Genomic DNA, 24,652 nt, shown 5'->3' on the forward strand with positions numbered 1-24,652 from the left:
ACATGCTTTTCGGCAGAATTTACGTCGCCGATTCGGCTGTGCGCCACGGGTACAGGGCCTTATCAGTCGATGAGTGCTGGCGGCGGTACCGCTGGAACGACGGGGGGCGCTGTATCGCGCTTGTCGAGGATCCCTGCGAGTCGACGGTCGTCGAGAGTGCCAACAGGTCCATAGGGAGGAGGGGAGGGGAGTATGCCTGCAAGATCGAGAGACGGTCGAATTCGAGGTCTGCCGAACGCGACCCCTTCCGGATAACCGTGGAGGTCGAGGACTCCGACGACGATGCGGCCCTGCGGCTTTTCACAAGGGTGATCGCCTCCGTAAAGGGCAACAGGACCGTCAAGCGTTCCGCCTTCAAACGTCCCGAGGGCGCATGGGAATACTCCTTCTCCCCGCACGACCTCCATGCAGTCGGAGACGCATCGTGGGAGATCGCTTTCCCGTCCTCAGGTCCGGCCGGCGCGCCGCGATCGGTCGATGGGTTCTGGTCGGCAGCCGTATACGGGGCGTGGCATGGTCGGGAGGACCATGAGGATCGGTTGGACGCGGCGCTAGCCGACGCGGTCGACTGCTTGGGGCCGGGGGATGCTCCGGCCAGGGCGCTCCTGCGGCTCGATCAAGTCAAGGGGGATTCCGAGTTCACGGACTCAATTCTTGCCGCGGACGGTTTCCACACCGCAATCTGCTATCTGGACGGCTTCGATTGGTCCGGCGGGCGCGGGTGCAGGCTCCCGGAGGAACTCGCCTTCCGCGAGCTTCTCGACTGCGAGGCACCGATGGGCAGCGATGAAATCTCGGAATTGGCTTCGACCTATGGGCTGCCGTTCCTTCCCTTCTTCAGCTCGAAGGCGCGCTTCCATTCGGAGCGCCTCGATAGGCGGCGCGAGCAAATCGATCGGAGGAGGGATCCCGGTCGCCCCCAGGCCGCTCTGATGGCATGCCTGGAGGATTCGCCCGATATAGAAGAGAGGGCTCTTGAGGGCCTGTTCAGGAGTGCGTTGGACTCAACCTTGTCAAGGCGTGCGGACGAGGAGCCCGGTGACTCTCGTCCGTTCTCTGCTTTCCGGGGCACTCCCTGGACGACGGAACTCGAGCCGCTCGATCGCGCCCCGTCCGAGATCGATGGAACGCCTTTCCTGGCTTGTGTCATGTCGGAGTATTGCCGCCTCGTCGCCTTGGAGATCAGAAACAAGCGCTCATGCGCGTTTGATTACGGCGGCCTCGAGTCGCTTGCCGAGGCGAGCCTATCGTTAGGCCTTATCGGTCAGGCTGCCGGCGTCGTGCGGGACTACCAGCGGGGAAGGGGATCCGCACTCGCTGGGGCAAGGGGTAAAAACATCGCTAGCGACATCGACGCGGCGGAACGGGGAAGTCTCGATATCGCAGCCTGCCTAAGAATCTCTTCTGGGTCTGCGGAATCGGATTTTGATATCGCCGATGAAGCCCGCCGCATTAACGGGGCCATGGCATACCTGTCGAGATCTGCCTCCCTCAACGGCTCGATGCGTCTGGGTGGCCTCTACACGGGTCCGGGCCTGACGGCCGAGATGCTCCAACGCCAATATGCGCGCACGGTGCACTCTGGGGTCCCCGTCGCGTTGATAGAGGATATCGGGTCTGATGATCCGGGCGGATCCCTCGATGCGGCGATTTCACTCCAGGCGTTAAGGACTCTCCAAGCGCCGGAACAATGGCGGAAGTGCAAGTGCTGCGGCAGGGAATTCAAGTTCAAGCGCGGCCCGAAAAGTGGCACGAGAAAGCCTCGTCAGGATGCGAAGTTCTGTTCAGATAAATGCAGGGTCAGATACTCCAACGCATCGAGCTCGAACTGGAGAAGAGCTGCTGCGGACTGGGGCGAGGTGACGGGTTGGGCGGTGTGTCGGTGCTTTGACGAGAAACCGGCATCTGTCGAACAGGCTTTGAAATGGGCTGTCGACCTGTCGCTGAGCAAGTTCGAGAGGATGGAATCCGACAGGGTCGTAGCTGTGGTGTGCCGATATGGCCTCGAGACGGAACCTTTCCCCCAAGGTTACGGCGGACCCTATCTTGAAGAAAGAGGCATTGACGAGAAAAGGGCGTTGTCGGTGATAGGCGACGGTGTCCTGACTTACGCGAAGTATGATCCGAGCAAGAGTCCATTGGCGAGAGATCTCCTGTCTCTCATCGAGGAGAGTGCTCGGGAAAGGGGCCTCATCACGCGCTAGGCGCGAGCCCTGAAAAGGAACGCGGGATTCCAAAGGGGTTAGCCCCTTTGGCGCGCAGGGGTCCGGGGATGGCGGGGTCCATCCCCGGTAAGCATCTCAGCCGGGTGTGCCGTTCCCGACACACCCGGTCGCCTCTCGAGCCGGCCCTATTCCGTTCCCGCTATGTAGACCGTTCTTCCAGTTTCGCAGTCGATGGTCTCGGCGTCCCCGAAACCGACCCGGACGGCCGCCCATCCGCCGGCGGCTGCCAACTCGTCCGCCTCGGACCTCGCGGCGGCGATGAGGCGCTCGAGCTCGGGAGAGCCCGCCGGCGCGGTCCCCACCTCGAACGCGCCGCCGTCGCCGCCCGACTCGTGCTCGACGACGACCGTCGAGCCGAGGGCCTCCTCGAGGGTCTCGGGCAGGCCGCCCATGCTCTCGAGGGCGTGCCCGGCGACCGTGGCCAGCGGGTAGCGGGCCATCCCGGACGCCGCCGAGCGGTCGGCCATCCGGACCGTGCCGGCGGCCTCGAGCGCCTCGAGGAGCGCCGCGGGCGCGTCGGCGTCGATGGCGATGTTGCCCCGCCCGCGGCACCACTCGGCCGCCGCCGGCACGCTCGCCGTGAGCACGCCCCACTCGGCCATGTAGCCCTCGGAGCGCGGGTCCGTGGCGTCGAGGAGGAGGACGGCCAGGCCGCCGCCCACGTACTCCCCGGCCACGAGGGCGAGGCGGACCGCCTCGCCCATGGAGTCGAACTCGACCGCGACCATGCGTCTACCTCCTCCTGACGGCGCTGAGCGGCTTCGGGGAGAAGTGCTCGTCGCGCTCGACGGCGGCGAACCCCATCTGGCGGTTCAGCTCGGCCATCTCCTTGATGCTGAAGTAGCCGAGCTCGTCGTCGTAGCCCTCGACGAGGCCGAACGCCTCGTCCGTGCCGTCGAACTCGAGCAGCCACCAGTCCCATCCGTTCACGCACGAGAAGTAGTGGGCGTAGACCGTGGGGTCCTCCGCCCCGTCCTGCCCATAGAGCCTCGGCACCGTCTTGGCGATTTCCTCGGTCATCAGCCGCTGCATGTCTTCCTCCGTTCCGGGCACGTGGCCCTCAACATCTCGCCCCTGCGGGCAAAGCCGAATGGCGACGCCGCGCGTCGTCGTCGGCTTTGCTCCCTGCAAAGCCGCACCGGAGCGAAGGCGGGTCAAGGGAGGTCCATGACGACCTCCACCAACCGGAGCGGAGCGGAGGTTTGTGCGGGGTCTCATGGGCCCCCTTGACGCGGCGTAGCGGAGGTGCCACCCGGCCGCGAAGCCGTGGCCGCCGTCGGCGGATGCCGTAAAACGCTGTTTATGCTGGCCTGGACAGCACCTGCTATCATCGCCTTTCTCGCATAGAGAGGATTGTTTCGGCATGGAAGAACGTCATGTCACGACGGGGGACGGGCCGAGCGAAGCCGCCCAGCGGCTCATGGACGGTATCGGGGTATTCTCCGAGATCGAGGATTATGGCAGAAGGATTGAAGTCCTCGCCGAGGCCATGTCGGTCGGGATCAGGATCGCGGACTACGAACTGCTCGCGGCATGCGGTGCGCTCCTCGCGGCGACGAGGAACCGGAGCGAGTGGACCGGAGCTTGGCTCTAGCCGACGTCACCCTCTGCGTTCCGCATGACGACCCAGCCCGCGTTCACCGGACGCGCGTGTCGGCAGGCGGTGCGGAAACGTCGTTCTTCGAGCGGGTGTTCTCGAACGCCCAGACCCACCATCGCAGGCGGTCATCTGCCCCGTGAATGGGGTCCTCCCTGTGGTAGTGCTCCAGCATGAGCTGAGTGGTCCAGCCGCCGAAGCGCACCGTGTAGACCGCCGTCTGCGTGTCGTGGATGACCGCGCCGAAGGGGTCTATTCGAATGATTTGGTCGATCGTGAAGCCGCGGCCGTCCGGCCAGCAGACGCGGACAGGCACCGTCGTTCCGTCGGCGTTAGTGCGGGCGTAGACGTCTACGTACTGCTTATGGACGCGTCTGCCGGGCTTGTCGCCGTTGGCGCGAACGGTGATGCCGCCGCCGAAGTCCTTTGTGTGGCCCATCACTCGGGCATCACCGCCATGCCGCCACCGCGCTCGACGAACCAGTCGCCGTGCTCCCACCAGACCGTTTTGCGCTGCCTCGCGATGCAGACGTCGTAACGCACACAGAGGTTACCGAAGATGGCGCGGCCGAACTCCTGGCGGATGTAGATGCTCTCAACCTTCCAACTGCGGCCGTCCGGCCAGTGGATGGTGACGGGATCGGACGGGCCGTGGTCGGGGTCGTCCGCGCCGTTGGCGTCCACGGGGATGTAGATGCGCTGTGCATCGGTGGGTATGCCGCAGGTTCCCGCAAGCGAGTGCTTTTTCATGATCATGCGCGTACCCCCGAACATCCGTTTGTATCTCACGGGCTTCATTGTCGAACGAATGTTCTTGATTGTAAAGCGAACGTGGTGTGGGGGTTCGGTGTGCGGTGTCCGGACGGAGGGGCATGGATGTATCGCGTGGAAAGCGCCCGCGATCCGGAAGACCCGCGTCTTGGTATCATTTTGCCATCCTTGGGGAAGGAAGAATGCCATGACTCAGCTCTATGAGATAGACGGGTACCACTATATAGTCGACCTGACGCCCTATTTCGTTCTCGGCGTGCTGGTCATAGCCCTGGTCTGTGCAATCGCGGTCCTGCTTCGCAGGATTCTGGCGAGCCCCTTTAGGTATCCCTACTACGTGGCCCGCTTCGATGTGTCTGGCAGACGCAACGTGAGGATCGAGGACTACATCGACCGTCACCTGATGGACCCGGCCGGTTGGGACGCCATCGTCGCCCATAGGGCATACATCCAGAACTGGAAGCACGAGCAAGAAGAGTATCTGAAAACCTGCCGGCTCCGCAGCCGGCGCGAGCGTCAGTACGCCGAGGCGGTCGACGATGACAGGGCCTTCAGGTTCATTACCCGCCGCGACCAGACGAGGTACAAGCAGGCCAACTACATGAAGACGTCCTACAAGGTGTCGATGGATGATTCCGAGCTTGACGTGAACTGGGAGTGGATCGTCGAGCGCCGCATCCGCCTCGCCGCTATCAACGACGAGGCGACGCTCAGGGACTATCACGCCAAGAACCAGCGAAGGCTGATGACGAAGCAGCTGCGCGAGCAGATCGCCCGCCGGGACAACTACACCTGCCAGATATGCGGGAAATACATGCCGGACGGCGTGGGCCTGCACGTCGACCATATCGTGCCGGTCGCGAAGGGCGGCAAGACCGTTCCATCCAACCTGCAGGTGCTCTGCTCGAAATGCAACGGGCGGAAGGGCGCGCGGTAGCGGCGCGTTGCAGACACGCGCTATTCGTCGAAGAAATCGGTGTCAACGGCCTTGATCTCGTAGACCTGTCTCGTGCTCACGCCGACGCCGTAGTCGATCATGAGGCCGGCGAGCGCGGGGCCGTCGACGAGCACGACCGTCTGCCCCAGGAGGCCCTCAGCATATTTGCGGGCATCCTTGGAGAAGCGAGCCGTGGTGATGAAAAGGCCCTTCGATACGCCCTTTCCGGAAAGCGCCCCGACGAATGCCTGAACCTCCGGCCGTCCGACCGTCCTTTGCGGATCCCACCGCTTAGCCTGGTAGCAGATGGTTCCAAATCCGAGTCGGTCCTCACGGACGACGCCGTCTATCCCCTCGTCACCACTCTTTTTGGTGACGTCGGCACGGGAGTCCAGGCTCTCGCCGTAACCCATCGCCACGAGCAGCTTTCCGACCAGGTGCTCGAAGAAATACGGATCTTTTCCCATGATGATCGAAATGAGGTCGTCGGCGAGCGCGTCGCGAATCTCGCCGTAGGCAGACTCCATCGCCTCCTGAGGGGACTCCTGGTCCTCCAGCGTCGAAACGCCCTCGGGCTCTGAAGCGTTTTTGGCCTTGCTTGCGGCCTGATAGCCGTCTTTCCACTTCTTGAATGCCGTGCAGTTCTCATAGAGACCCTTGGCTGTAATGGGTCCGGGATAATCAGAGAGGTACGTCCTGCCGACATCGGTGATACGGTAGGTTCCCTTCTTCTCGCCGTATTCCAGAAGCTTAGCCTTCTCCAAATCGGTGATACCCCAGTACACGCGGTTGTAGAGTCTCGACTGGCCGCTCTTGAGACGCTCGGCCCGTTCGTCATCGGTCATGTCGAATTCGATCGCCACGGCATCCTGGAGGTCGGTGCCTGCCAGATATCCATCGACATGCGCCAGCGCTTCAAGGACGGGCCGCATGGTCTCATGCCATTTGGGCATCGTCATCGCTCGTCATCCCCTTCATTTCAGCAAAATCAATAAAAGGCTCAACCGCCACTGCGGTCAAGGGGCCTGTCGCCTGTGGCAACAACCTGAGCTCCCCTGCAAGCCTCCTGGACCCACCTTTGAGGCTGACGAACGTGAGGCCTCCCGAGATGAAGCCGCCGACGACCGGAACGACCTTGCTTACCGCGTCGCCGAAACTGCTTTTGGTGATTTTGACGCCGATTCCGGCAAGAACCTTTTTGATGATCGGGTAGTAGCTTGTCTGCATAAGCGCCTTATTGGCGACTTTCTTGGCGATATTCGACTGGACCGTTTTGGAAAACGCCGTCAACGCGGAGTTGGCCCCGCTCACCCCGGCCATCACAGCCAGGAGAAGGGCGAAAGCCGCCAAGGTCTCATCGTCCATCTCGTCGCAATCGTCGATGAGGGACTGCCAGCCGTAGAGATACGCCAGCTTCTGCATGATTCGAAAGGCGTGGACATAGTACTGCGTCACGTCCGCCGGGATCGTTCCGAGCATCGCGAGTCCTCCGGGCAATCCCGCGGAGAATGAAAGCACGGTCGATTTCTTCGTCTCGAAATCAATAACGTCCATGGCGATGGAGTCGACAAGGCCGGAATCCATCCCGGCGGATGCCGGGCTCGTTGAAATCGCGAGCTCCACTCGCTCTTCCGAGACGCCTCGCTTCCGGAACTCAGAACGGAGGAAATGGTCGCGCTCGATCGCCACGCCCTTCAGCCTCATCACCTTTTTTAGGAAAGTAATGGCATATCTCTGGGCTTCCTCCTCCTGCCGATCGGCCTCGGCCTTTAGGCCCCCAACACCTTCTTTCACAGAATCGAGTTCGGATAGCTCCGCCCCATCTTTCAGCTTTACGGCACTCCTCTTCACGCTACTCACCGACTTTTTCAGCATAGAGATTGAACAGATGGGCAACGATCCCGTTTTCGTCGCCATTGAAGTCGACGCCATATGCCGATTCAACCGCCGCATCAAGCTCCGCATGCGCCTTCATAAGATCCGGAAAGAGGAATTCGTTGTCCGGATTGTACATGTCCGCAAGGGTCGCATCGGGGTGCTCTGCGCGGGCGTCTAGAACCTCCTGTGCGCAGGACTCGATATATCCGTGCTGTTCGGTCGAGGCATCAGGCCAGACGAAGTTGTTATAGACAATGGTGTTCGTATAACGATAATCACTCTTTAAACGGCCGGCGACCTGTCGCATCCAAGCGTTGTGGAACTGGCTTTCTAGGATGCCGAATTCATAAAGACCGGCATTCGAAACCGAAAAAAGCATGTCTCCTGGGATCATCTCGTTGGTCACAAAGCCCATGGGGACGTACTTTCGGCGACCGGAAGAAACCTTGGGAACCGCGATATAACTCTTACCCTTGGGCGGACGCACCTCGTCGAAGAGCCATGGGGTTGCGGCTTTCTTCTGTGTTGCTGCCTTCTTTGATGTAAATCGAAATTCCCTTACGGCCTGGACGCGGGTGCGGACCAGCGGGAGCTTTGTCAGTATCGCCGGGTCGACGCCATCTAGCCAGATGCAGTAGCGCGGTATGCCGTTGATGTATTCGGCACCCATTGAAAATGGCTTGATATATGGGGCGGCATCCGGTTCGCGGCACAGCAGCTCGTCGCGTTCCTCCTGCGTGAGAAGAAGGTTTCCACCATCGGTCGGCTTACCACCCGCCATCATTGCAGGGACATCGCAAATTGGCTTTGCCCTCCTTGAAACGAAAGCATCCGGTGCGGCTGCAAGATATGCGTTGATGTGTGTTACCTCGCTCTTGCTGCCACTGCAATCGAATAAGTCTTTTTTAATGCCATTAACCCGGGAGAAACCAACAATGACCACGTGCACATGAGCTTCGTCGGCGGCTTGGGAGTTCCATACGAAGGACTTGTGGGCGAAGTTAATATTGACCTTGTCTTCAAAAAGTGGTTTCCACAACGGTTCCACCTGCTGCCCCTGGCATATGGAGTTGGTTGATACGAACGCGCAGCGCGCCTGCGTCTCACGCGTGTAGTCAGCCGCTTTGCGATACCAACAAGCCACGTAGTCGAGCACGCCGCCCGTTTTGCCAAATATGTCGACGCGGTCGGCCTTTTGCTCCTCGTTGAGGTTCGAATACCCGATGAACGGCGGGTTTCCGAGGACATAGTCGACCTCGTCGGCCGGAACGACGTCGTTCCAATCGATGCGGAGGGCGTTGGCGTTGACGATGCCCTCATAGTCGGTAAGCGGCAGTTCCTGGTAGACACGTTGTGTCACCTTTGCCGTGTCGGCGTCTGCCTGCTTCTCGGCGATCCAGAGTGCCGTGCGGGCGACGCAACAAGCGAAGTCCTCCAGCTCGATGCCGTGGAAGTTCCTCAGGCTCACGAGCACGTCGCGGTCTCCCGAGTCCTCGAAGCTGAACGATGCCTGATCGCCCTGAAGCTCGAAAAGTATGCGGTTTTCCAGCCGTCTCAGGCAGAGATAGCTTTCGGTGAGGAAGTTGCCGGAACCTGCGGCCGGGTCGAGGATGGAGATGCTGCCGATCTTCTTATGCAGGTCCTTGAGCGCACGGGTCCTCGCGCCGCCCGCGACGGGCTTGGCGCAGGCCTCATCGAACTCGGCTTTGAGACCGTCGAGGAAGAGCGGGTCTATGACCTTGTGGATGTTCTCGGGGCTCGTGAAGTGCTGACCGTTTGCGCGGCGGTGGTCGTGGGACAGCGCGCCCTCGAAGATGGAGCCGAAAACCGTGGGGCTCACGCCCGACCAATCGAACTCCTGGCACCCCTCGACGATGAGCGTATGGCGGAAGTTCTCGGACAGGGGCGGAATCTCCGTCTTCTCGCGGAAGAGGCCGCCGTTCATGTAGGGCAGCTTCTTCAGCCAGGACTCGGCATACTTGTCGCGGTCCTCATCTTTGGTGTCGAGCCAGACGAACAGGTCCTTGAGGCCTCGCCTGAGATCACCCGCCTGGAAGTGCGAGACGTAGTCGCGGAAGGCGTTGGGGGCAACGAGCCCCGAGTCCTCGCAGAACATGAGGAACATGAGGCGCGTCATGAGCACGGAGAGCGCATGGTGATTCTCGGGCGTGTCGGGGTCATCGAACGCCTCGGCGACCTGGTCATGAAGTTTCGACATGATCTTGCCGGCCTCGACGGAAACGGCGCGGGAGATCGTGGCCGGGGCCTCCGTCCCGCCCTTGAGGAACTGAATGGCCGCGAGGTTCTTGGGGAGCTCGGCGAGCGGCAACTTGAAAAGAGGCTCCCGGCATAGCGAGTCCCGCTCGCGGTCGAAGACCCAAAACTCGGCAAAATTGCAAGCGATGATGTAGCGCGGCTGTTGGGAGAGGGGCATACCCTGGGCGTAGGCGTTACCCTGCTTCGCGGGCGTCACTTTACGGCCCTGGCGCGTCTCCTCCTTGGCGAGGTCGATTCCCAGCGACTTCTGCTCGACGAGGGTTTTAACCGACGGTATGAAGACGTCGATATACCCCTCATGCATGCTTGCATCGGTGGACACGGGCTTTTCGAACTCGAGCCTCGAGACCGCATCCTCAACGCCCAGGACGTTCTGATAGAAGTCGATCCAGAACCGCTGAGTATCCTGGTTCTCATTCCCCTTGTTCGCCCACCTGCTGGCGAATGACTCCGCGTCAGATTTTTTACCGGCCATCCGGCCTCCTTGTATCGAAATCCATCTCTTTCGATTGTAGGGGAGGGAAGTCCGGTGACTCCCCTATATAGCTCAGTAATGAATAATTGTTATGGGCGGATGGGGTGAAAACAAATTGCGCATCAAAGGGTGTCGGAGAATAGTCTTTCTTTGTGCTGACGATTTCTCAATTTCGATTGGATTGATCTGCCTTGTCTTATTCGGTTCAGCATTGAGGCTCCATGGCATATGAAGCCAGCAATTTCAATACGACGCAGATGAGTACGGGAACATACCCGGTTTTGTTGTTTAGCTTAAGATTGAGCTGTTGCGACGTTATGTGTGCTTTTTCGGCGGCAGGCGTGTTTGCTTGCCGATGAGTGATTTGATTGGAAGGCTGTATGGACGTCAGACTGCTTGGAAAGAAAAACGAGGGCGAGGGCCTCGAGGTCGTCGTTCCCGTTGATTCGGTTTTTGGGGAGCTAAAAGACAAGAGCGATGAACAGCTGGCAGAGGCCCAGAGATTTTTGATTGACTTTATGAAAAAAGTTGCTCGGTTAAAGGGAGTGAGAATTGATCGGCCCCATTTCCTCCGCTCGGAGCTGAGAAGGAAGGGTGTCCATAAAGATGTTGTCGAGTTTGCCGTGGAAACGACCCCCGTTACCGCCGGAATCGATGTGGGCCTGATCGATAGAATTGCTAGAGAAGTAATTGATTTTGAGACAAAGAAGTCAACGGCCCTTTCCTTTGCAGCGGGTCTTCCCGGAGGTGTCGCGATGGCGGGCACCATTCCTGCCGATATTACGCAATACTACGTGCACGCATTCAGGATTATGCAGAAGCTGGCATACCTATATGGCTGGCAGACCTTTTTTGAAGAATGTGATGACGTTGATGACGAGACTCTCTACGAAATGGCAGTGTTGCTCGGTGTGATGATGGGCGTAGGTAGCGCGAATTCGATGCTAACCGTAATCGCCAAAAACGCCCAGGAGGCGGTCGCGAAAAAGGTCGCTCGCCAGTCGCTAACCAAGACAAGTTGGTATCCGATCCTAAAGAAGCTCTCGAGCTTCATGGGTATCAAGATAACCAAGCAGACGGTGGGGGATGCCGCAGGCAAAGTTGTTGTGGGTGTCGGCGGCGTAATCTCTGGTGCTGTCACCTTTATGGGTCTTTCAAAGGGATCGGCGCGCTTGTGCAGGCAGCTTAAGTGCTTGCCGCAGGCAAACGAGCGGATTCCTGGCACTGGGTACTATGAAAAGGATGAGGCCGCGGTTGCCAAGAGGAGGGTGGACGTAGCGGAACCCCTCTTTATCGAAAAGTTCGGATTTACTCCCATGTTCTACGGCTCTATTGTTGAATATGCTGACCGGCTGGAGGAATCACTGGCGACTGGAGAAGCGAAGCTGGATGCATATAATCCGGACGTTCTTCTCTGATACTCAGCGGAATTAGGCTATGCGCAACAGGATTGTTGTTCGATCTAATGTGAACGTTGGATGATGCTAACTATTAGTGGAAAACGGTTAAAAAAGTTTTTCACCCCTTTTTCACTCCTCGGAGAAGGAGGAAAGGGACGCGAAAAAGAAAAAGCTCAGAAGCAATTATGCTTCTGAGCTGCACTAATGCAATGGAGCCAGCGACCGGGCTCGAACCGGTGACCCCCGCTTTACGAGAGCGGTGCTCTACCAACTGAGCTACGCTGGCGGCCATGTGGTGACGCAACTGAGGCGTCAACGGCTGTCTATGATACGGGACATCGCACATCCGCGCAAGGGTTCTGACGGCTTTTCTCACTTTAAATGCACTAATATTGGAGACGTGATGTCCCGCTCGTATGGGTCTCAAACAGAATGGGGCAGCCATGGCTCAACCCAAGATTCTTCTCACGCGTATCGATGACCGTTTCATTTACGGGCAAGACGTTGAGCTGTGGAACGAAGCCGTGGGTACCAACCTTGTTTTAATCGTCAACGATGAGATCGCGGCGGATTCGCGCCAATGGGCACCCATGAGGGTGGCGGCGCCGGAAGGCGTTTGGACGCGGTGTTTCTCGGTGCAAAGGACCATCGACATCATTCATACTGCAACGCCGCGTCAGTGGATTCTGATCGTGGTGGCCTTACCCGCCGATGCGCTCGCACTGGTTAAGGGTGGTGTGCCGATCACCAAGATCAGCATTGGCCATATGCAGGCGGGGGAGGGCAAGCACCCCATAACGCCCGCAGTCGCCGTAGACGATACGGACATCGCTGCCTTCAAAGAGCTACAAGAACTCGGCATAGAGCTAGAAATCCGTTACCTCCCCAGCTCCAATCCCGACCCCATCCAACTAGTCATTGGGGACGTTCTTAAATGAGTAGTCAAACGGGACACCCTTAGCACTTGGGGACGTTCCTTATGTGCCGGCCTTTTAGGAACGTCCCCAAGTGTCGGCAGATTGGGACAGTCCTTCTCGCCAAACGTTAAAGACTGTCCCCAATGACTAGTCATTTAAGAACGTCCCCAATGACTAGGTAGAAAAACGCCCGTCGGCGGTGGTGCCGGCGGGCGCTGCTGTGCGATATGTTGCGTTGTGGGCTTAGTGCCTCATAAAGTGGTATTCGATCACATTGCTATAGGGGTGACCCGGGCCCACAATGCCCTGCGGGAACAGCGGCTGGTGCGGCGTGTCGGGGTACATCTCTGCCTCGAGGGCAAAGCCGGCGCCCCAGCTATAGTTGGCATCGTCCTTGGCGTGCTCGTCGCCCAGCCAATTGCCAGTGTAGAGCTGCACGCCCGGGGCGGTGGTGTAGTAGTCCAGCTCGCGGCCGGTCCACATCTCCTCGACATGCAGGGCGCGGCGCAGGTTGCGACCGTATTGATAGTCATCGATGCACAGGCAGTGGTCGTAGCCGCGTGCCTGCTTAATCTGCGGATCGTCGGCCTCCATGCCGGGCGCGACGGGGCGCAGCTCACGGAAGTCAAACGGCGTGCCCTCGACCGGAGCAATCTCGCCGGTGGGGATGTTCTGCTCGTTGATGGGCAGGTAGTGGGCAGCGTTAGCAACAAAGAAGTGCTCACAGTCCATTCCGGCGTTATGGCCGGCAAGGTTAAAGTACGTGTGGTTGGTCATGGCCACGTAGGTGGCGCGGTCGCTCTCGCAGCCGTATTCGATACGGAAGCAGCCGGTGCGCGTCACGGTAAACACGGCCGTAAAGGTGCGGTTGCCGGGAAGACCCAGCTCACCGTCCTCAAGCGAGGTGGTCATGCGCACGGCATTGTGGACCTCGTCGAGCTCAACGTCCCACACGCGCTTGTGCAGGCCGTGCTCAAGATCGCTGTGTAGGTTGTTGGCGCCTTCGTTGGCCGGCATATGCCAGTCCGTGCCGGCGATGGTGATCGTGGCGCCCGCGGTGCGGTTTGCCACAGGGCCGATGGTCGCGCCAAAGCAGGCGGGGTTGTCAAAGTAATCCTCGAGCTTATCGAAGCCCAGCACCACATCGCGCGCGTTGCCGGGAATGTCGGGCACGTCGATGCCCAGCACGGTGGCGCCATAGTCCATAATGCGAACGCAGATCTCGGGCCCGTTGAGGGTGTAGCGATGAACGGGGGTACCGCACGGCGCGGTGCCGAAAAGCTCGGAAGTGATCATTTGGTTCCTAACATCGAGGTATTTCGGACAAACTGTAGCGCGAACAGGCGAGATTATCACTACACCCCACTAAAGCAGGGGGTATTTTTCTCAAAAAAGTGATGATTGGAGCTGTGCGGGCGTTCATTTCTGACGCGCGCGAGTCTGATACAATTTGTTCGTTATTGTTTGAATTGACGTGAGCGTGGAACAGCGAGGACTCATCGTGATTAAAGCGGAGCGACAGGATAAGGTTCGGCAGCTGCTCGAGGAACAGGGAACGGTCTCGGTCAAGGAGATTTCGGATGTGTTAGGTGTCTCGGATATGACGATCCGCCGTGACCTTGAGGAGCTTGCGAGCCTGGGCGAGATCGAGCGCGTGCACGGCGGAGCCCGCAGTGCGCAGAGCCGTCCACACGCTATGCTGCGCCATGAGTATTCGCACAGCGAAAAGCGCGCGAAGCATGCCGAGGAAAAGTTGCAGATTGCGCGCCGTTCTGTGGAGCTTATCGAGGAAGGCTCGACCATCTTTTTGGGCACGGGCACCACGGTTGAGCAGATGGCCTCGATGCTGCCGGCGTTTCGCCTGCGCATTGTGACCAATTCGCTTTCGGTGTTTAACCTGCTCGAGGCGCGCGAAGACTGCGACCTGTGCCTGGTGGGCGGCATGTACCGTCGCCGCACCGCCGCTTTTGTGGGACCAACGGCCGAGGATACCCTGCGTGCGCTGGGCATCGACGCGGCGTTTATCGGTGCCAACGGCATTCTGGACGGCGACGTGTCTACATCCAATATGGAAGAGGGCCGCATCCAGCAGCTCGCCTTTAGCAAGGCCGACTCGCGCTATCTGATCGCCGATTCCAGCAAGATCGGCAAGCGCGACTTCTACACCTTCTGCCGTCTGGAAAGCCTGGACGCCGTGGTGTGCGAGCCGGGTATTACCGCCGAGGATCGTGTCGCCATCGAGGAACACACGCAGGTCATCTGCTAACTAGCGCTACGGGATTGCCAACGGGCGATGCGGGAGGACTTTTACCTCCTGTCATTGTGGAAACCAGCGCGTCAGCGCTACGCGATATGACGCGCAAATGAGGATTCCACTATCAAATCGTCTCAACCTGTAACAGGTAGGGGTGAAACCACCAACCAGATGTTGCAGATTGAGATTTTTGACCCGGCCTATTCCGTTTGTCTCGATCTGTAACAGCTAGGACCGAATAATTCAGCTAGTTGTTACAGATTTAGATTGGGGATATTGGCCTGTGTATTCATCTCAATCTGTAACATCTAGACGTCCAAAACCGGTCTTAGTGTTACAGATTGAGACAATTCGGCGGGGTCTACCTTGTTTGTCTCGATCTGTAACGGTTAGGACTTAAAAACTCGGCTACGTGTTACAGATCGAGACAAAAGAAAAAGAACATTAGGACTTGAAAATAAAGTTTTGATAAGGGATTCGCCCAGTTAAGACGGTGCGGCAGACAATTGAGATTAGTTTGCCTCCGGAGTCGTAAGCATAATGAGTCAGTTCGATGACCGGAAGTTTTGCAACACCATAATTACTGGCTTCGGAATCGCTAAGCTGACGTGCTCTATAGCTTTCCCTAACAGATTGGATAGACTTGGACAAGTCGTCCATGATTCTGCTAAATGCCTGAAAATCTAACTGGTTATTCGGAACGCGCGACTTTGAAATGAAGAACGTATCAGCGCCTATGAAGCTGCCTTCAAGTTCGTAGGTCAATTCAAGACGCTGAATTTCATCGCGACTTTGACATCCAAATTGTTGGAGCATCATTACGGAAATTGGACGACCTGATGTGAGGCCGCCGAAATGTTTGGTGATGGCATCCGGATCAACGCCATCGCAATGGCTTGCAAAGTCAAAGTCTAAAAGTGAATTGAGCTCGCTAACGCGTTTCGGTGCAACAAACGATCCCTTACCTTGGATTCGATAGATACTTCCACGACGCTCCAGCTCACTCATGGCAAGTCGGACGGTTGTTCTGCTTACGGCGTATTCGTCGCAGAGTTCCATTTCTGTTGGAAGTTTATCGTCTGCTTGATATTCATCGACGATCTGCTTGAGCAGCGCGTCGGTGAGCTGTAAATAGAGTGGCCGTTTTTCGTGTGTATCGAGCATTAGAGCCTCAGTTTGCATGTTGGTTATACCTGATGGTTGCCTCAGTCGGGATGTAACGTGGGCAAGGTAACCTTAACGTATCACAGAGCGGCTCAGCATGACGATCTGATGCCTGTATCCACGAAGGGCTTGTCCGAGCGTGAAGATATTCTGGGGCAGGCAAATACCGTTCATGGAGTCCCCGATATGTTGGAGGTCAGCGCCGGCTGCTTTTGCTGCAAGGCCTATTTTCTTAATGGTCTCGCTGTCGCAGGAGTCTTGACTCGTCCCGTTCGCCGCCATGACGAGAACCTTCTCTTCAATTGACTTGCCTACGTTGTGGGATCGTACAAAGTCTACGATGGCGCGCAGGTCTGCTTCTTGGAAGCAAGGGACGGTGTAGGGGGCTGGCACGAGAAGGATATCGACGCCGAGGTCAACAAACTTGCGCGCAATTTCGAGCGTCATGACAGGTTCTGCAACGCCCGCTCCATGCATTTTTCCGGCTATGACCAGGCCATTGAAATGCTCTTTGGAGAGTTTAATCGAATGGGCGATTGCATCGTTGGAGACGCCGGTTCCAGGGTTGCCCGTCAGGCAGATAAAATCAAATCCGAGTTCGTTAGCCTTTTCTAAGGTCTTGGGAGAGACGCGACGACCCATGGGGATTTCCGTTCGGGATTCAGACATCTCTGCCTCGTTATCAACTGGCTCCAGATTGACGCCAATGGGCCTTCCGCATGCTCGCTTCACCCAAGTGACCGGGTTTTCATTGAGATCATCTGGAATACCGGCAATAACTGGATCGAACACATCGAGCGCGTTAAACAGAAGCAGGTCGGCACCTGCGGCACGTTCGATTTCTGCATTAGTAACGCCGCCGAGAAATTGGGAAGAGGGTACGTTTTCCGCCATGATGGTACGTCCCTCGGAAGCCAGAATTGCCTGTTTTAGATCCATGGGTGACGTGGCGGCAAAATCGGATGCGGACATGTTCAGTAATCGTTTGGGCATTGTTACTTCCTTTGACTAGAACGACAGGCTTGTGACATTGTCTCTAATATTGTTACAACAATATATTCAATATGTTATATCCAATCGGTGAACGGTTGCAAACTTATTGTACTGCTCGGAAAAAATAGACCCTAGCTGGGAAAACCTTAAATTAATCAACTACCGTTCACCGAATAAGTATTTGAATTCTTGACATATCGACAAAGCGGAAAAAGAATTGGTTATGACAAATCGCTCAAATGATATTACATTTCGCACAAGAACGTATTCACTTACATAAGTGGATACAAACGGGGACGACGACGGTTGAGTCCGGATAAATCGTTGTGTGCCCGGGAATCATGAAAGGATGTGTTATGGACGCTATCGTCAAATTCCTTGAAAAACACCAGCCCCTCTTCGACAAAATCTCGAGGAACATTTATCTGGTGGCGATTAAGGATGGCTTTCTCTCGAATATGCCAATTGTGCTGTTCTCGAGCCTGTTCCTTCTTCTTTCGACGCTCCCTGCCTATGTAGGCATCACGCTTCCGTCTGAGGTGCTGGATTTCTTCAATAAAATCTATGCATATACCATGGGACTTCTTGGCATTATGGTGGCCGGCACCACGGCGAGCTCACTTGCCATGTCGATGAACCGTCGCATGCCTTCGGGTAAATCTCTCAACCCCACCTCGTGCATGGTTTGTGCCATGTGCGGCATGCTCTTGCTATCGGTGACGAACGATGTTGTCTCGATTGGCGGGGCAGATACATCTGTTTTTGAAACCGGCTATATGGGAACCAAGGGTTTTCTCGCTGCGTTCGTAGCCGCATTCTTGACCGTTAATATCTATAAGGTGTGCATTAGCCATAATGTGACGATCAAGCTTCCCAAAGAGGTCCCTGGCTCTATTGCGCAGAGTTTTCGCGATATCTTTGCATTTGGGTTTTCGATCCTTGCGTGCGCTTTTATCGATCTTGCGAGCCGCAAGCTGCTTGCTGTGCCGTTCGCCAATTTGGTATCCGCTCTCATCTCGCCGCTGTTCTCCGCGGTCGACACCTATCCTGGCATGGCGCTTATCGAAGGCGCGGTCGCGCTTTTCCAATTTATGGGTATCCACGGTGCTTCGGTTGTCATGAGTCCGATCAATGCTGCGCTCTACGGCAATACCGTTACCAATCTTGAGGTTTTTCAAGCAGGTGGACACCCGTCAATTGCTCTCACGCAGGACTTTACAAGCTTCATCGGCGGTCTGGGCGGTTCTGGCTGCACGTTCATCGTTCCTATTATCCTGATCATGTTTATGCGCTCCAAGCAGCTTAAAGCCATGGGCAAGGCATCGATTATCCCGGTGATTTTTGGAGTTAACGAGCCCGTTATCTTCGGTATGCCGATTGTTCTCAATCCCTATATGTTCGTGCCCTTCCTAGTGGCTCCTATGGTCAACGCCATTATCGGTAAATTTTTCATTGACGTCATTGGAATGAACGCCCCCATGTATACCATGCCGTGGGCGCTTCCCGGCCCAATCGGTGCATTCCTCACCACGGGTCTCGATCTGCGTTCTCTCGTATTGATGGCAGTGCTGTTGGTCGTTGACTTTGTGATTTACTATCCGTTCTGCAAGGCGTATGACCATCAGCTTTGTTTGGAAGAGTCTGCAAAGGAGACTGCAGGAACCTCGGATGCAGATGCTATTGCCGCACAGGAAAATGTCGCAAAAGCTCTCGAGGCGGTAAAGGACAAGGCGGAGCAGATCCGCGTGCTTGTGCTTTGCCAGGGTGCTGGCACTTCGACTCTCTTGGCAAATGCTCTTCGCGAAGGTGCCGCTGCTAAGGGTATCGATCTGGTTTCTCAGTCCGGTGCGTACGGAAGCCACTATGAGACGATGGATCAGTACAACGTGATTGTTCTGGCACCCCAGGCACGCATGTACTATGACGCTATGAAGGCCGATACCGATCGCCTTGGAATTAAACTGCTCACCACAAGGGGCAAGGAGTATATCGACCTTACCAACGATCCCGAAGGCGCAATTGACTGGATCGTTCAGGAGCTGGCCAAATAGTGGATGCACTCCGTCGTTGATTCGTCGGTGTATAGTACGGCCCCGCAGCTTATTGAGCTGCGGGGCCGTATTTCGTTGAGTATCTAATTGAGACAATGAACGCAACCGTCGTGAGATCGCATTGGCGCTCTTCGAGTCACCGACAAGCTGACTTCCATCTATGTGACCAATTCGCTTTCGGTGTTTAACCTGCTCGAGGCGCGCGAGGATTGCGAGCTGTGCCTGGTGGGCGGCATGTACCGCCGCCGCACCGCCGCCTTTGTGGGACCAACGGCCGAGGATACCCTGCGTGCGCTGGGCATCGACGCGGCGTTTATCGGTGCCAACGGCATTCTGGACGGCGACGCGTCCACGTCCAACATGAACGAGGGCCGCATCCAGCAGCTCGCCTTTAGCAAGGCCGACTCGCGCTATCTGATCGCCGACTCCAGCAAGATTGGCAAGCGCGACTTCTACACCTTCTGCCGCCTGGACAATTTGGACGCCGTGGTGTGCGAGCCGGGTATTACCGCCGAGGATCGTGCCGCCATCGAGGAACACACGCAGGCCATTTGCTAGCTAGCGCAGCAGGCGATACTTCTGCCCCCTGCCAGCGCAGGGGCACCGCTTTACAATGACACGCAAATAACTTTGGGCAACAAGGATGAGGCTATTCTGAGATATGACTAGACTCCGTATTTCGTCTTTATGTCCATTGAGAATGAATCGTAGTCTTCATAGAGCCCTTCTCTGCTTTCATCCTCGGCGTGGTTTACACGTTCAAGGAGCTTATCCTTTGGAGCCTCTTTTGTTATTGCGGCCTCGCCATCGGGTATTGTGGCTTGCAAGAATAGTTCTAGAGCATGGACGTCTTTGAGTATGTAGCCCGTCGAACGACCCGCTCCTGTTTTTTCGATTGCGCTGCAACTAACAAGCTGGCCGAGGGTTCGTTTAACGGTTACCTCGCTGATATCGGGGCAGTTGGACCGGATGTCGGATTTCTTAATGACGCCGGGTCTCTGTTGAAATAGAACAGCGATGCGCGCTTGCTTCGACATGGGACGAGTGCTTGATTCAATTAAGGTACGCTGCTCGAGCTGTCGGTAGGCGGCCAGGGTTGTTCCGAGCATGAAACGGATAAAGGGTACTTCGGTGTTTTGATTTTCATTCCATCCAGTGGAGCTTGCAGCGAGGGCGTTGTAGTAAAGCGCTTTGTTGTCTTCAATAAGTCGCTCGATGCTGATGTAACGCGCAACGTCGTATCCAGTCTTTTCGAGCAACAGCGTTGTAAGGAGCCGACTCATCCTGCCATTGCCATCGTTGAAGGGATGAATGCTAACAAAATCGAAGATAAAGCGGAGCGATATAAGGAGGGGATCGCAAACTTGGCGAGATAAAGCATCGTTGAGGGACTGGCAGGCTTCTTTAATAAGTCCCGGGGTTGCTAGAGCCGAAGGGGGCCTAAAGCGCACAAATCGATTACCTTGATCGTCAATGGAGACGATTTCGTTATCGCCATCTTTCCAATGGCCTCCATACGAGATTGCCGTGTGCGCCATGAGGTCACGATGCAACTGCAGAATGACCGATGGCGTTACGGGAATGGAATCGTGTTGCTCGTGAATAAGCGACAGCACATCTCGGTATCCAGCGATTTCTTCCTCTGCGCGGGAGCTTGGCTTGGCGGAATACGCCATGATCGCTTTGAGTCTTTTTTGGGTGGTAACAATTCCTTCAAGTCCGTTGGAGGATTGGGTGCTTTGGATCTTAGCCTCCTCCATTAGGGACGATAGAAGTTCGGGTTTGACTTGACTCAGAGCAAGCTGTCGGCCTTTATGCTCGCGTATCGAGAGGAGGAGGTTGGTGATTGGAGTTGCTTCGAGTTCCGCTGGGACTGTGGTGTAATCGAACTGGCGCATGCGGCTCCTTTCGGTATCACGAACACACTTTCGATATCATAATACCATTAAATGATACCGAAAGTATGTTCGTGATACCGAAAACTAGAAACCATGCTTCATAACTGCTTGGAAAGTTTGGATTTGACTATCTTATTGTCTTGATCTGTAACATCTAGACGGTCAAAAGTGGTCTACATGTTACAGATCGAGATTGTTCGGCCCGGGCCACCCGTTCGTCTAAATCTGTAACAGCTAGGGCCGAAATACTCGACTAGATGTTACAGATCGAGACGAATGATCCGCTCGGGCCCACCAAAACAAAAAAGCCGCATGCGAACCCATGGAGGGATTCGTATGCGGCCGACAGGGGGTATGCGGCAAAAGTTAGGCCATGAGCAGGCCGGTCTCCGCGACGTTCTTGTACCAGTACGCGCTTGCCTTGGGATAGCGCTTCTGGGTCTCAAAGTCGATGTAGAACAGGCCGTAACGCTTGTTATAGCCGTTGGTCCAGGAGAACTGGTCCTGCAGCGACCACACGAAGTAACCGTCGACGTTCACGCCGCCGTCGATTGCCTTGAGGATCCATGCGAGATGCTGGCGCATATAGTCGATGCGAGGGGCGTCGTCGATAAAGCCATCCTCGAAGTCGTCCTTATAGCCCATGCCGTTCTCGGTGATGTAGATCTTCTTGTAGTTGGGGTAATCGTTCTTAATACGCAGCAGCAGGTCGTAGAGGCCCTCGGGATAGATGATCCAGTCCCAATCGGTGGTGGGTACGCCTTCGCGCACGCATGACTCGCCCACGCCCTTGAGGAACCAGCGCGAGGAGCCCTTGTCACCGGTGCCATTGTGGTTGATGTCATTTTCGCCCTCGGCGGCACGCAGGAACTGGCACTTGTAGGTGTTGACGCCCAGGCAATCGTTGTAGGGGAGCGCGGCGGTCAGCGCGGCGATGTCCTCGTCGCGGACGTCGAGCTCGCCGCCGGCGATATGGGCCAGCTTGGTCGCAGCCTCCATGGTATCGGCTGCATAGTGGCCGCGGAAGGTGGCGTCGAGTACCCAGCGGTTGTTGATGACGTCGGCCATGCGAGCTGCCTCGCAGTCGGCGGCGTTGTTGGGGTCGAGGGGATACTTGGGCTCCAGGTTCTGGACAATGCCGATCTCGCCCTCAAAGCCGCCCTCATGGAAGGCGACGACAGCCTTGGCGTGGGCCACCATCATGTTGTGCATGAGCTGGAAGGCCTTGTCCAGGCGGTACTTCTCGCCGTGCGGCCAGTTGCCGACGATAAAGCTGCCCTCGGCGGTTGCGGGAATCTCGTTAAAGGTAAACCAGTGCTTGACCTCGGTGAACTCGGCAAAGCAGAACTTGGCGTACTCGACAAAGGCGTCGATCGTCGTGCGCGTCAGGAAGCCCTCGCCGCCGTTCTGGTAAAAGGCCTCAGGTGTATCAAAGTGATCGAGCGTGACATAGGGGATAACGCCGGCCTTATTGCAGGTGGCAAAGAGCTCGTGATAGAAGGCGACGCCCTCGGGGTTGATCTCGCCAGTGCCGCTGGGGAAGATGCGGCTCCAAGCGATGGAGACGCGGATACCGTTGATGCCGAAGCGCTGGCACAGGTCGATATCGACCGGGTATTTGTTGTAGAAGTCGCTTGCGGGATCGGGGGAGAAGCGACCCTGGGCTGCCAGGAAATCGTCCCAGGGCACTTTGCCCTTGCCGTGCGTACGGGTCTCGCCCTCAACCTGGTAAGCAGCGGTGGCGCCACCAAACACAAAGCCGTCGGGGAACTGCATGGGGTTGGTCATGAGTCATCCTTTCTGTGGGATACGAATAGGGAGAGGTGTCCGAACTGGGGATCCGGGCACCAACAGAGGGAGGAACTAGTCGAGGTTCTCGCGGAGCCACTTGATGGCGCCAGCGGGGTCGCGGGTAAGGTCGATATATTCCTTGCCGCGCGGGGCGAGCAGCTTAATGCCCAGACGATCGGTGTCGGCCTTCATGTCGTTGTAGTAGCTACGGACCTGCGGGGCAAGCACGATAACGTCGTACTGATCCATGATGGCAGTGTGCTGGCCATAGGCGCCTGCGGAGGAAGCGATGTTCTCTCCGGTCTGCGCAGCACCTTCCTTGATGGCGTTGGCAAGCATGGCAGAGGTGCCGGCGCCGGCGCACAGAACGAGGACCTTCAGGCCATCGACGTCCTTCTTAGCGGATGCGTCGGCGGCGGGCTCGGGCTGATCGGCGACAGGCTTGCTGTCGGCGGCAGCGGCGGTCGGCTCGACGGAAGCGGTAGCCTGCTCGACAACGGGCGCAGGGGCGTTGGCGGCGATGGTGGCAGCACCATCGGACTCAAGACCCAGCTCGGCGGCGCGTTCGGCCTCCTGGTCGCAGAGCAGCTTATCGTATGCCTTCAAGAACGGCAGGTAGATGATGGCGTCCAGCAATATGATGATTGCGACAAACACCAGGGCGATAAGCTGGAAGTTCGTGGTGATGAAGATGCCGATGGGGGCAGGGGTAGCCCAAGGCACCACGAAGGAGAACCCGTTCATGCCCACATTGTCGATAAAGAACTTGGCAACACTCACGTTGACGCAGCCGGCGGCAACAAAGGGGATGAGCATGTAGGGGTTAAGGATCATCGGCGCGCCAAAGAGCAGCGGTTCGTTGACGGCGAAGGCAACAGGAACAATCGAGGCCTTACCGACGGCTTTGAGCTGCTTGGACTTCATAAAGAGAATCAGCAGAAGCGGCACGATGAACGTGGCGCCGGTGCCGCCGAACTCACCCACGAGCGACATGTTAAAGGTGAGGGAGTGGGCGGGGTGGCCACCGGCCAACAGAACCTGCAGGTTCTCGGCCTGATTGGCAAGACGGATGGGGTCGATGCCCGGCTGGACAATCGAAGGACCGTGGACACCGATGAACCAGAAGAACGCGGTGGCTGCCTGGATAAGGATGAGTCCGGGGTAGGTCTCTGCCGCAGTGAAGAGCGGGGAGAGCAGCTTGATGAGCAGCTCGGAGAACGGAACGCCCATAAGGTTGCGCACAACCACATCGATGATGCCGCAGATGATGACAGCGCCACCGAAGGGGATGATGTCACGGAAGTTCTGAGCGATGGCGCCCGGGACCTCCTTGGGCAGCTTAATGGTCAGATCGCGCGAGACGCAGAATTTGTAGACCCAAACGGTAATGAACGCGGCGATATAGGCGGAGAACAGACCGCGTGTACCCATGCTGGTGCAATCGAAGACCGAAAGCTCGGAGCCGTTGAACTTGGTGGTGAACTGCGTAACAGCGAGCAGCAGCATGCTGCACTGGGCGGCAACCATGGTGGAGCCGTCGTTGAGCACCTTGCCGGCGGGCATGCGACGGTTCATGGAAGCCGTGAAGTTCTTGGCGGTGGTGCCGGCAACCATGATGCCCATGACGCCCATGGTGAAGTTGTACAGCTTGTTGCACCAGTCGATGAGCGGTTGGGGCAGCGTGATGCCAACGACGCCGGGAAGGGTGGCGATTAGCAGGAAGATCGAAGAGGTGAGGACGATGGGCATGCACCCAAGGAATCCGTCTTTGATGGCCTGGAGGTAGATGTTTCTCGAGATCTTCTCAAAGAACGGTTGATGCTTTTCGAGCATCTTTACGATGGCGTCCATAGAGCTCCTTTGCTACTTGATGCGCGATGCATGTGGATGGAACTGGTCGTCGATGGATGGTCAGGACTGCCCGGAAACCTTCCTGCTTAAGGAAGGCATTGTGAAATGACAACGTTGTCATTTCGTTAATGACAACGTAAGACATTTTTGGAAGAGCAACAAGGATATACGGG

21 protein-coding genes and 1 tRNA gene are annotated in these 24,652 nt (G+C 57.0%); 8 read left to right on the plus strand and 14 right to left on the minus strand.

Annotated elements, in window-relative coordinates:
* Positions 1-2: 2 nt before the first annotated feature.
* Positions 3-2,204, plus strand: a complete 2,202-nt coding sequence (locus AAAX72_RS06630; protein ID WP_349129656.1) for a hypothetical protein — start codon at positions 3-5, stop codon at positions 2,202-2,204.
* Between the two features lie 146 nt (positions 2,205-2,350).
* Here the strand turns inward: AAAX72_RS06630 and AAAX72_RS06635 are convergent, their stop codons facing one another.
* On the minus strand, positions 2,351-2,953 hold the full coding sequence (locus AAAX72_RS06635) for a hypothetical protein (RefSeq protein WP_349129657.1): 603 nt from the start codon (positions 2,951-2,953) through the stop codon (positions 2,351-2,353).
* Between the two features lie 4 nt (positions 2,954-2,957).
* Positions 2,958-3,257 carry a DUF2958 domain-containing protein gene (locus tag AAAX72_RS06640; protein WP_349129659.1) on the minus strand — a complete coding sequence of 100 codons (300 nt, stop codon included), beginning with the start codon at positions 3,255-3,257 and terminating at the stop codon, positions 2,958-2,960.
* 331 nt (positions 3,258-3,588) lie between these two features.
* Here AAAX72_RS06640 and AAAX72_RS06645 point away from each other — a divergent pair, with 331 nt between their 5' ends.
* Positions 3,589-3,819 carry a hypothetical protein gene (locus tag AAAX72_RS06645; protein ID WP_117847931.1) on the plus strand — a complete coding sequence of 77 codons (231 nt, stop codon included), beginning with the start codon at positions 3,589-3,591 and terminating at the stop codon, positions 3,817-3,819.
* 43 nt (positions 3,820-3,862) lie between these two features.
* Here AAAX72_RS06645 and AAAX72_RS06650 read toward each other — a convergent pair whose 3' ends face one another.
* Together AAAX72_RS06650 and AAAX72_RS06655 are read right to left on the minus strand one after the other, a co-directional pair.
* Positions 3,863-4,261 carry a hypothetical protein gene (locus AAAX72_RS06650; RefSeq protein WP_349129661.1) on the minus strand — a complete coding sequence of 133 codons (399 nt, stop codon included), beginning with the start codon at positions 4,259-4,261 and terminating at the stop codon, positions 3,863-3,865.
* Entirely contained in the window at positions 4,261-4,578 is a 318-nt protein-coding gene (locus tag AAAX72_RS06655) for a hypothetical protein (RefSeq protein ID WP_349129662.1), read from the minus strand. The genes AAAX72_RS06650 and AAAX72_RS06655 overlap by 1 nt, the downstream gene beginning before the upstream one ends.
* Before the next feature lie 202 nt (positions 4,579-4,780).
* Here AAAX72_RS06655 and AAAX72_RS06660 point away from each other — a divergent pair, with 202 nt between their 5' ends.
* The gene (locus AAAX72_RS06660) at positions 4,781-5,530 is read left to right on the plus strand and encodes an HNH endonuclease (RefSeq protein ID WP_349129663.1); all 750 of its coding nucleotides are present in this window, start codon (positions 4,781-4,783) and stop codon (positions 5,528-5,530) included.
* Between the two features lie 20 nt (positions 5,531-5,550).
* Here the strand turns inward: AAAX72_RS06660 and AAAX72_RS06665 are convergent, their stop codons facing one another.
* Genes AAAX72_RS06665 through AAAX72_RS06675 form a run of 3 tightly spaced genes read right to left on the minus strand, consistent with a single transcriptional unit; the run spans position 5,551 to position 10,160 of the window.
* The gene (locus AAAX72_RS06665; RefSeq protein ID WP_349129664.1) at positions 5,551-6,489 is read right to left on the minus strand and encodes a restriction endonuclease; all 939 of its coding nucleotides are present in this window, start codon (positions 6,487-6,489) and stop codon (positions 5,551-5,553) included.
* On the minus strand, positions 6,467-7,447 hold the full coding sequence (locus tag AAAX72_RS06670; RefSeq protein WP_349129695.1) for a hypothetical protein: 981 nt from the start codon (positions 7,445-7,447) through the stop codon (positions 6,467-6,469). The genes AAAX72_RS06665 and AAAX72_RS06670 overlap by 23 nt, the downstream gene beginning before the upstream one ends.
* A complete protein-coding gene (locus tag AAAX72_RS06675) occupies positions 7,383-10,160 on the minus strand; it encodes a DNA methyltransferase (protein ID WP_349129665.1) in 2,778 nt (925 codons plus the stop codon). The genes AAAX72_RS06670 and AAAX72_RS06675 overlap by 65 nt, the downstream gene beginning before the upstream one ends.
* A 380-nt stretch (positions 10,161-10,540) precedes the next feature.
* Between AAAX72_RS06675 and AAAX72_RS06680 the strand changes: the two genes are divergently transcribed.
* Entirely contained in the window at positions 10,541-11,578 is a 1,038-nt protein-coding gene (locus AAAX72_RS06680) for a hypothetical protein (RefSeq protein ID WP_349129666.1), read from the plus strand.
* 192 nt (positions 11,579-11,770) lie between these two features.
* Here AAAX72_RS06680 and AAAX72_RS06685 read toward each other — a convergent pair.
* Positions 11,771-11,846 (minus strand) — tRNA-Thr (locus tag AAAX72_RS06685).
* A gap of 157 nt (positions 11,847-12,003) precedes the next feature.
* Here AAAX72_RS06685 and AAAX72_RS06690 point away from each other — a divergent pair.
* Complete coding sequence (locus tag AAAX72_RS06690) at positions 12,004-12,498, plus strand: PTS sugar transporter subunit IIB (RefSeq protein ID WP_349129668.1); 495 nt, start codon at positions 12,004-12,006, stop codon at positions 12,496-12,498.
* 222 nt (positions 12,499-12,720) lie between these two features.
* On the opposite strand, the gene AAAX72_RS06695 is transcribed toward AAAX72_RS06690, so the two are convergent.
* Complete coding sequence (locus AAAX72_RS06695) at positions 12,721-13,773, minus strand: aldose epimerase family protein (RefSeq protein WP_349129669.1); 1,053 nt, start codon at positions 13,771-13,773, stop codon at positions 12,721-12,723.
* 205 nt (positions 13,774-13,978) lie between these two features.
* On the opposite strand from AAAX72_RS06695, the gene AAAX72_RS06700 reads away from it, so the two are divergent.
* Positions 13,979-14,743 (plus strand): DeoR/GlpR family DNA-binding transcription regulator, encoded by a 765-nt coding sequence (locus tag AAAX72_RS06700; protein WP_349129670.1) that lies wholly within the window; start codon positions 13,979-13,981, stop codon positions 14,741-14,743.
* 432 nt (positions 14,744-15,175) lie between these two features.
* Here AAAX72_RS06700 and AAAX72_RS06705 read toward each other — a convergent pair whose 3' ends face one another.
* Both AAAX72_RS06705 and AAAX72_RS06710 read right to left on the minus strand, forming a co-directional pair.
* A complete protein-coding gene (locus AAAX72_RS06705) occupies positions 15,176-15,895 on the minus strand; it encodes a GntR family transcriptional regulator (protein ID WP_172678010.1) in 720 nt (239 codons plus the stop codon).
* 72 nt (positions 15,896-15,967) lie between these two features.
* Positions 15,968-16,888: a hypothetical protein gene (locus AAAX72_RS06710; protein WP_022094155.1), complete on the minus strand. Its 921-nt coding sequence runs from the start codon at positions 16,886-16,888 to the stop codon at positions 15,968-15,970.
* Positions 16,889-17,244: 356 nt separating this feature from the next.
* On the opposite strand from AAAX72_RS06710, the gene AAAX72_RS06715 reads away from it, so the two are divergent.
* On the plus strand, positions 17,245-18,939 hold the full coding sequence (locus AAAX72_RS06715; protein ID WP_195520962.1) for a PTS lactose transporter subunit IIBC: 1,695 nt from the start codon (positions 17,245-17,247) through the stop codon (positions 18,937-18,939).
* A gap of 162 nt (positions 18,940-19,101) precedes the next feature.
* Positions 19,102-19,497 (plus strand): hypothetical protein, encoded by a 396-nt coding sequence (locus AAAX72_RS06720; protein ID WP_349129671.1) that lies wholly within the window; start codon positions 19,102-19,104, stop codon positions 19,495-19,497.
* 107 nt (positions 19,498-19,604) lie between these two features.
* Here the strand turns inward: AAAX72_RS06720 and AAAX72_RS06725 are convergent, their stop codons facing one another.
* From AAAX72_RS06725 to AAAX72_RS06735, 3 genes are all read right to left on the minus strand, one after another.
* Positions 19,605-20,837 carry a Fic family protein gene (locus tag AAAX72_RS06725; protein ID WP_349129673.1) on the minus strand — a complete coding sequence of 411 codons (1,233 nt, stop codon included), beginning with the start codon at positions 20,835-20,837 and terminating at the stop codon, positions 19,605-19,607.
* Between the two features lie 366 nt (positions 20,838-21,203).
* On the minus strand, positions 21,204-22,625 hold the full coding sequence (lacG, locus tag AAAX72_RS06730) for a 6-phospho-beta-galactosidase (protein WP_349129674.1): 1,422 nt from the start codon (positions 22,623-22,625) through the stop codon (positions 21,204-21,206).
* Between the two features lie 75 nt (positions 22,626-22,700).
* Positions 22,701-24,479: a PTS lactose transporter subunit IIBC gene (locus tag AAAX72_RS06735; RefSeq protein ID WP_349129676.1), complete on the minus strand. Its 1,779-nt coding sequence runs from the start codon at positions 24,477-24,479 to the stop codon at positions 22,701-22,703.
* Between the last annotated feature and the right edge of the window lie 173 nt (positions 24,480-24,652).

Source organism: Collinsella sp. CLA-ER-H8 (assembly GCF_040092335.1).
Classification (GTDB): domain Bacteria; phylum Actinomycetota; class Coriobacteriia; order Coriobacteriales; family Coriobacteriaceae; genus Collinsella.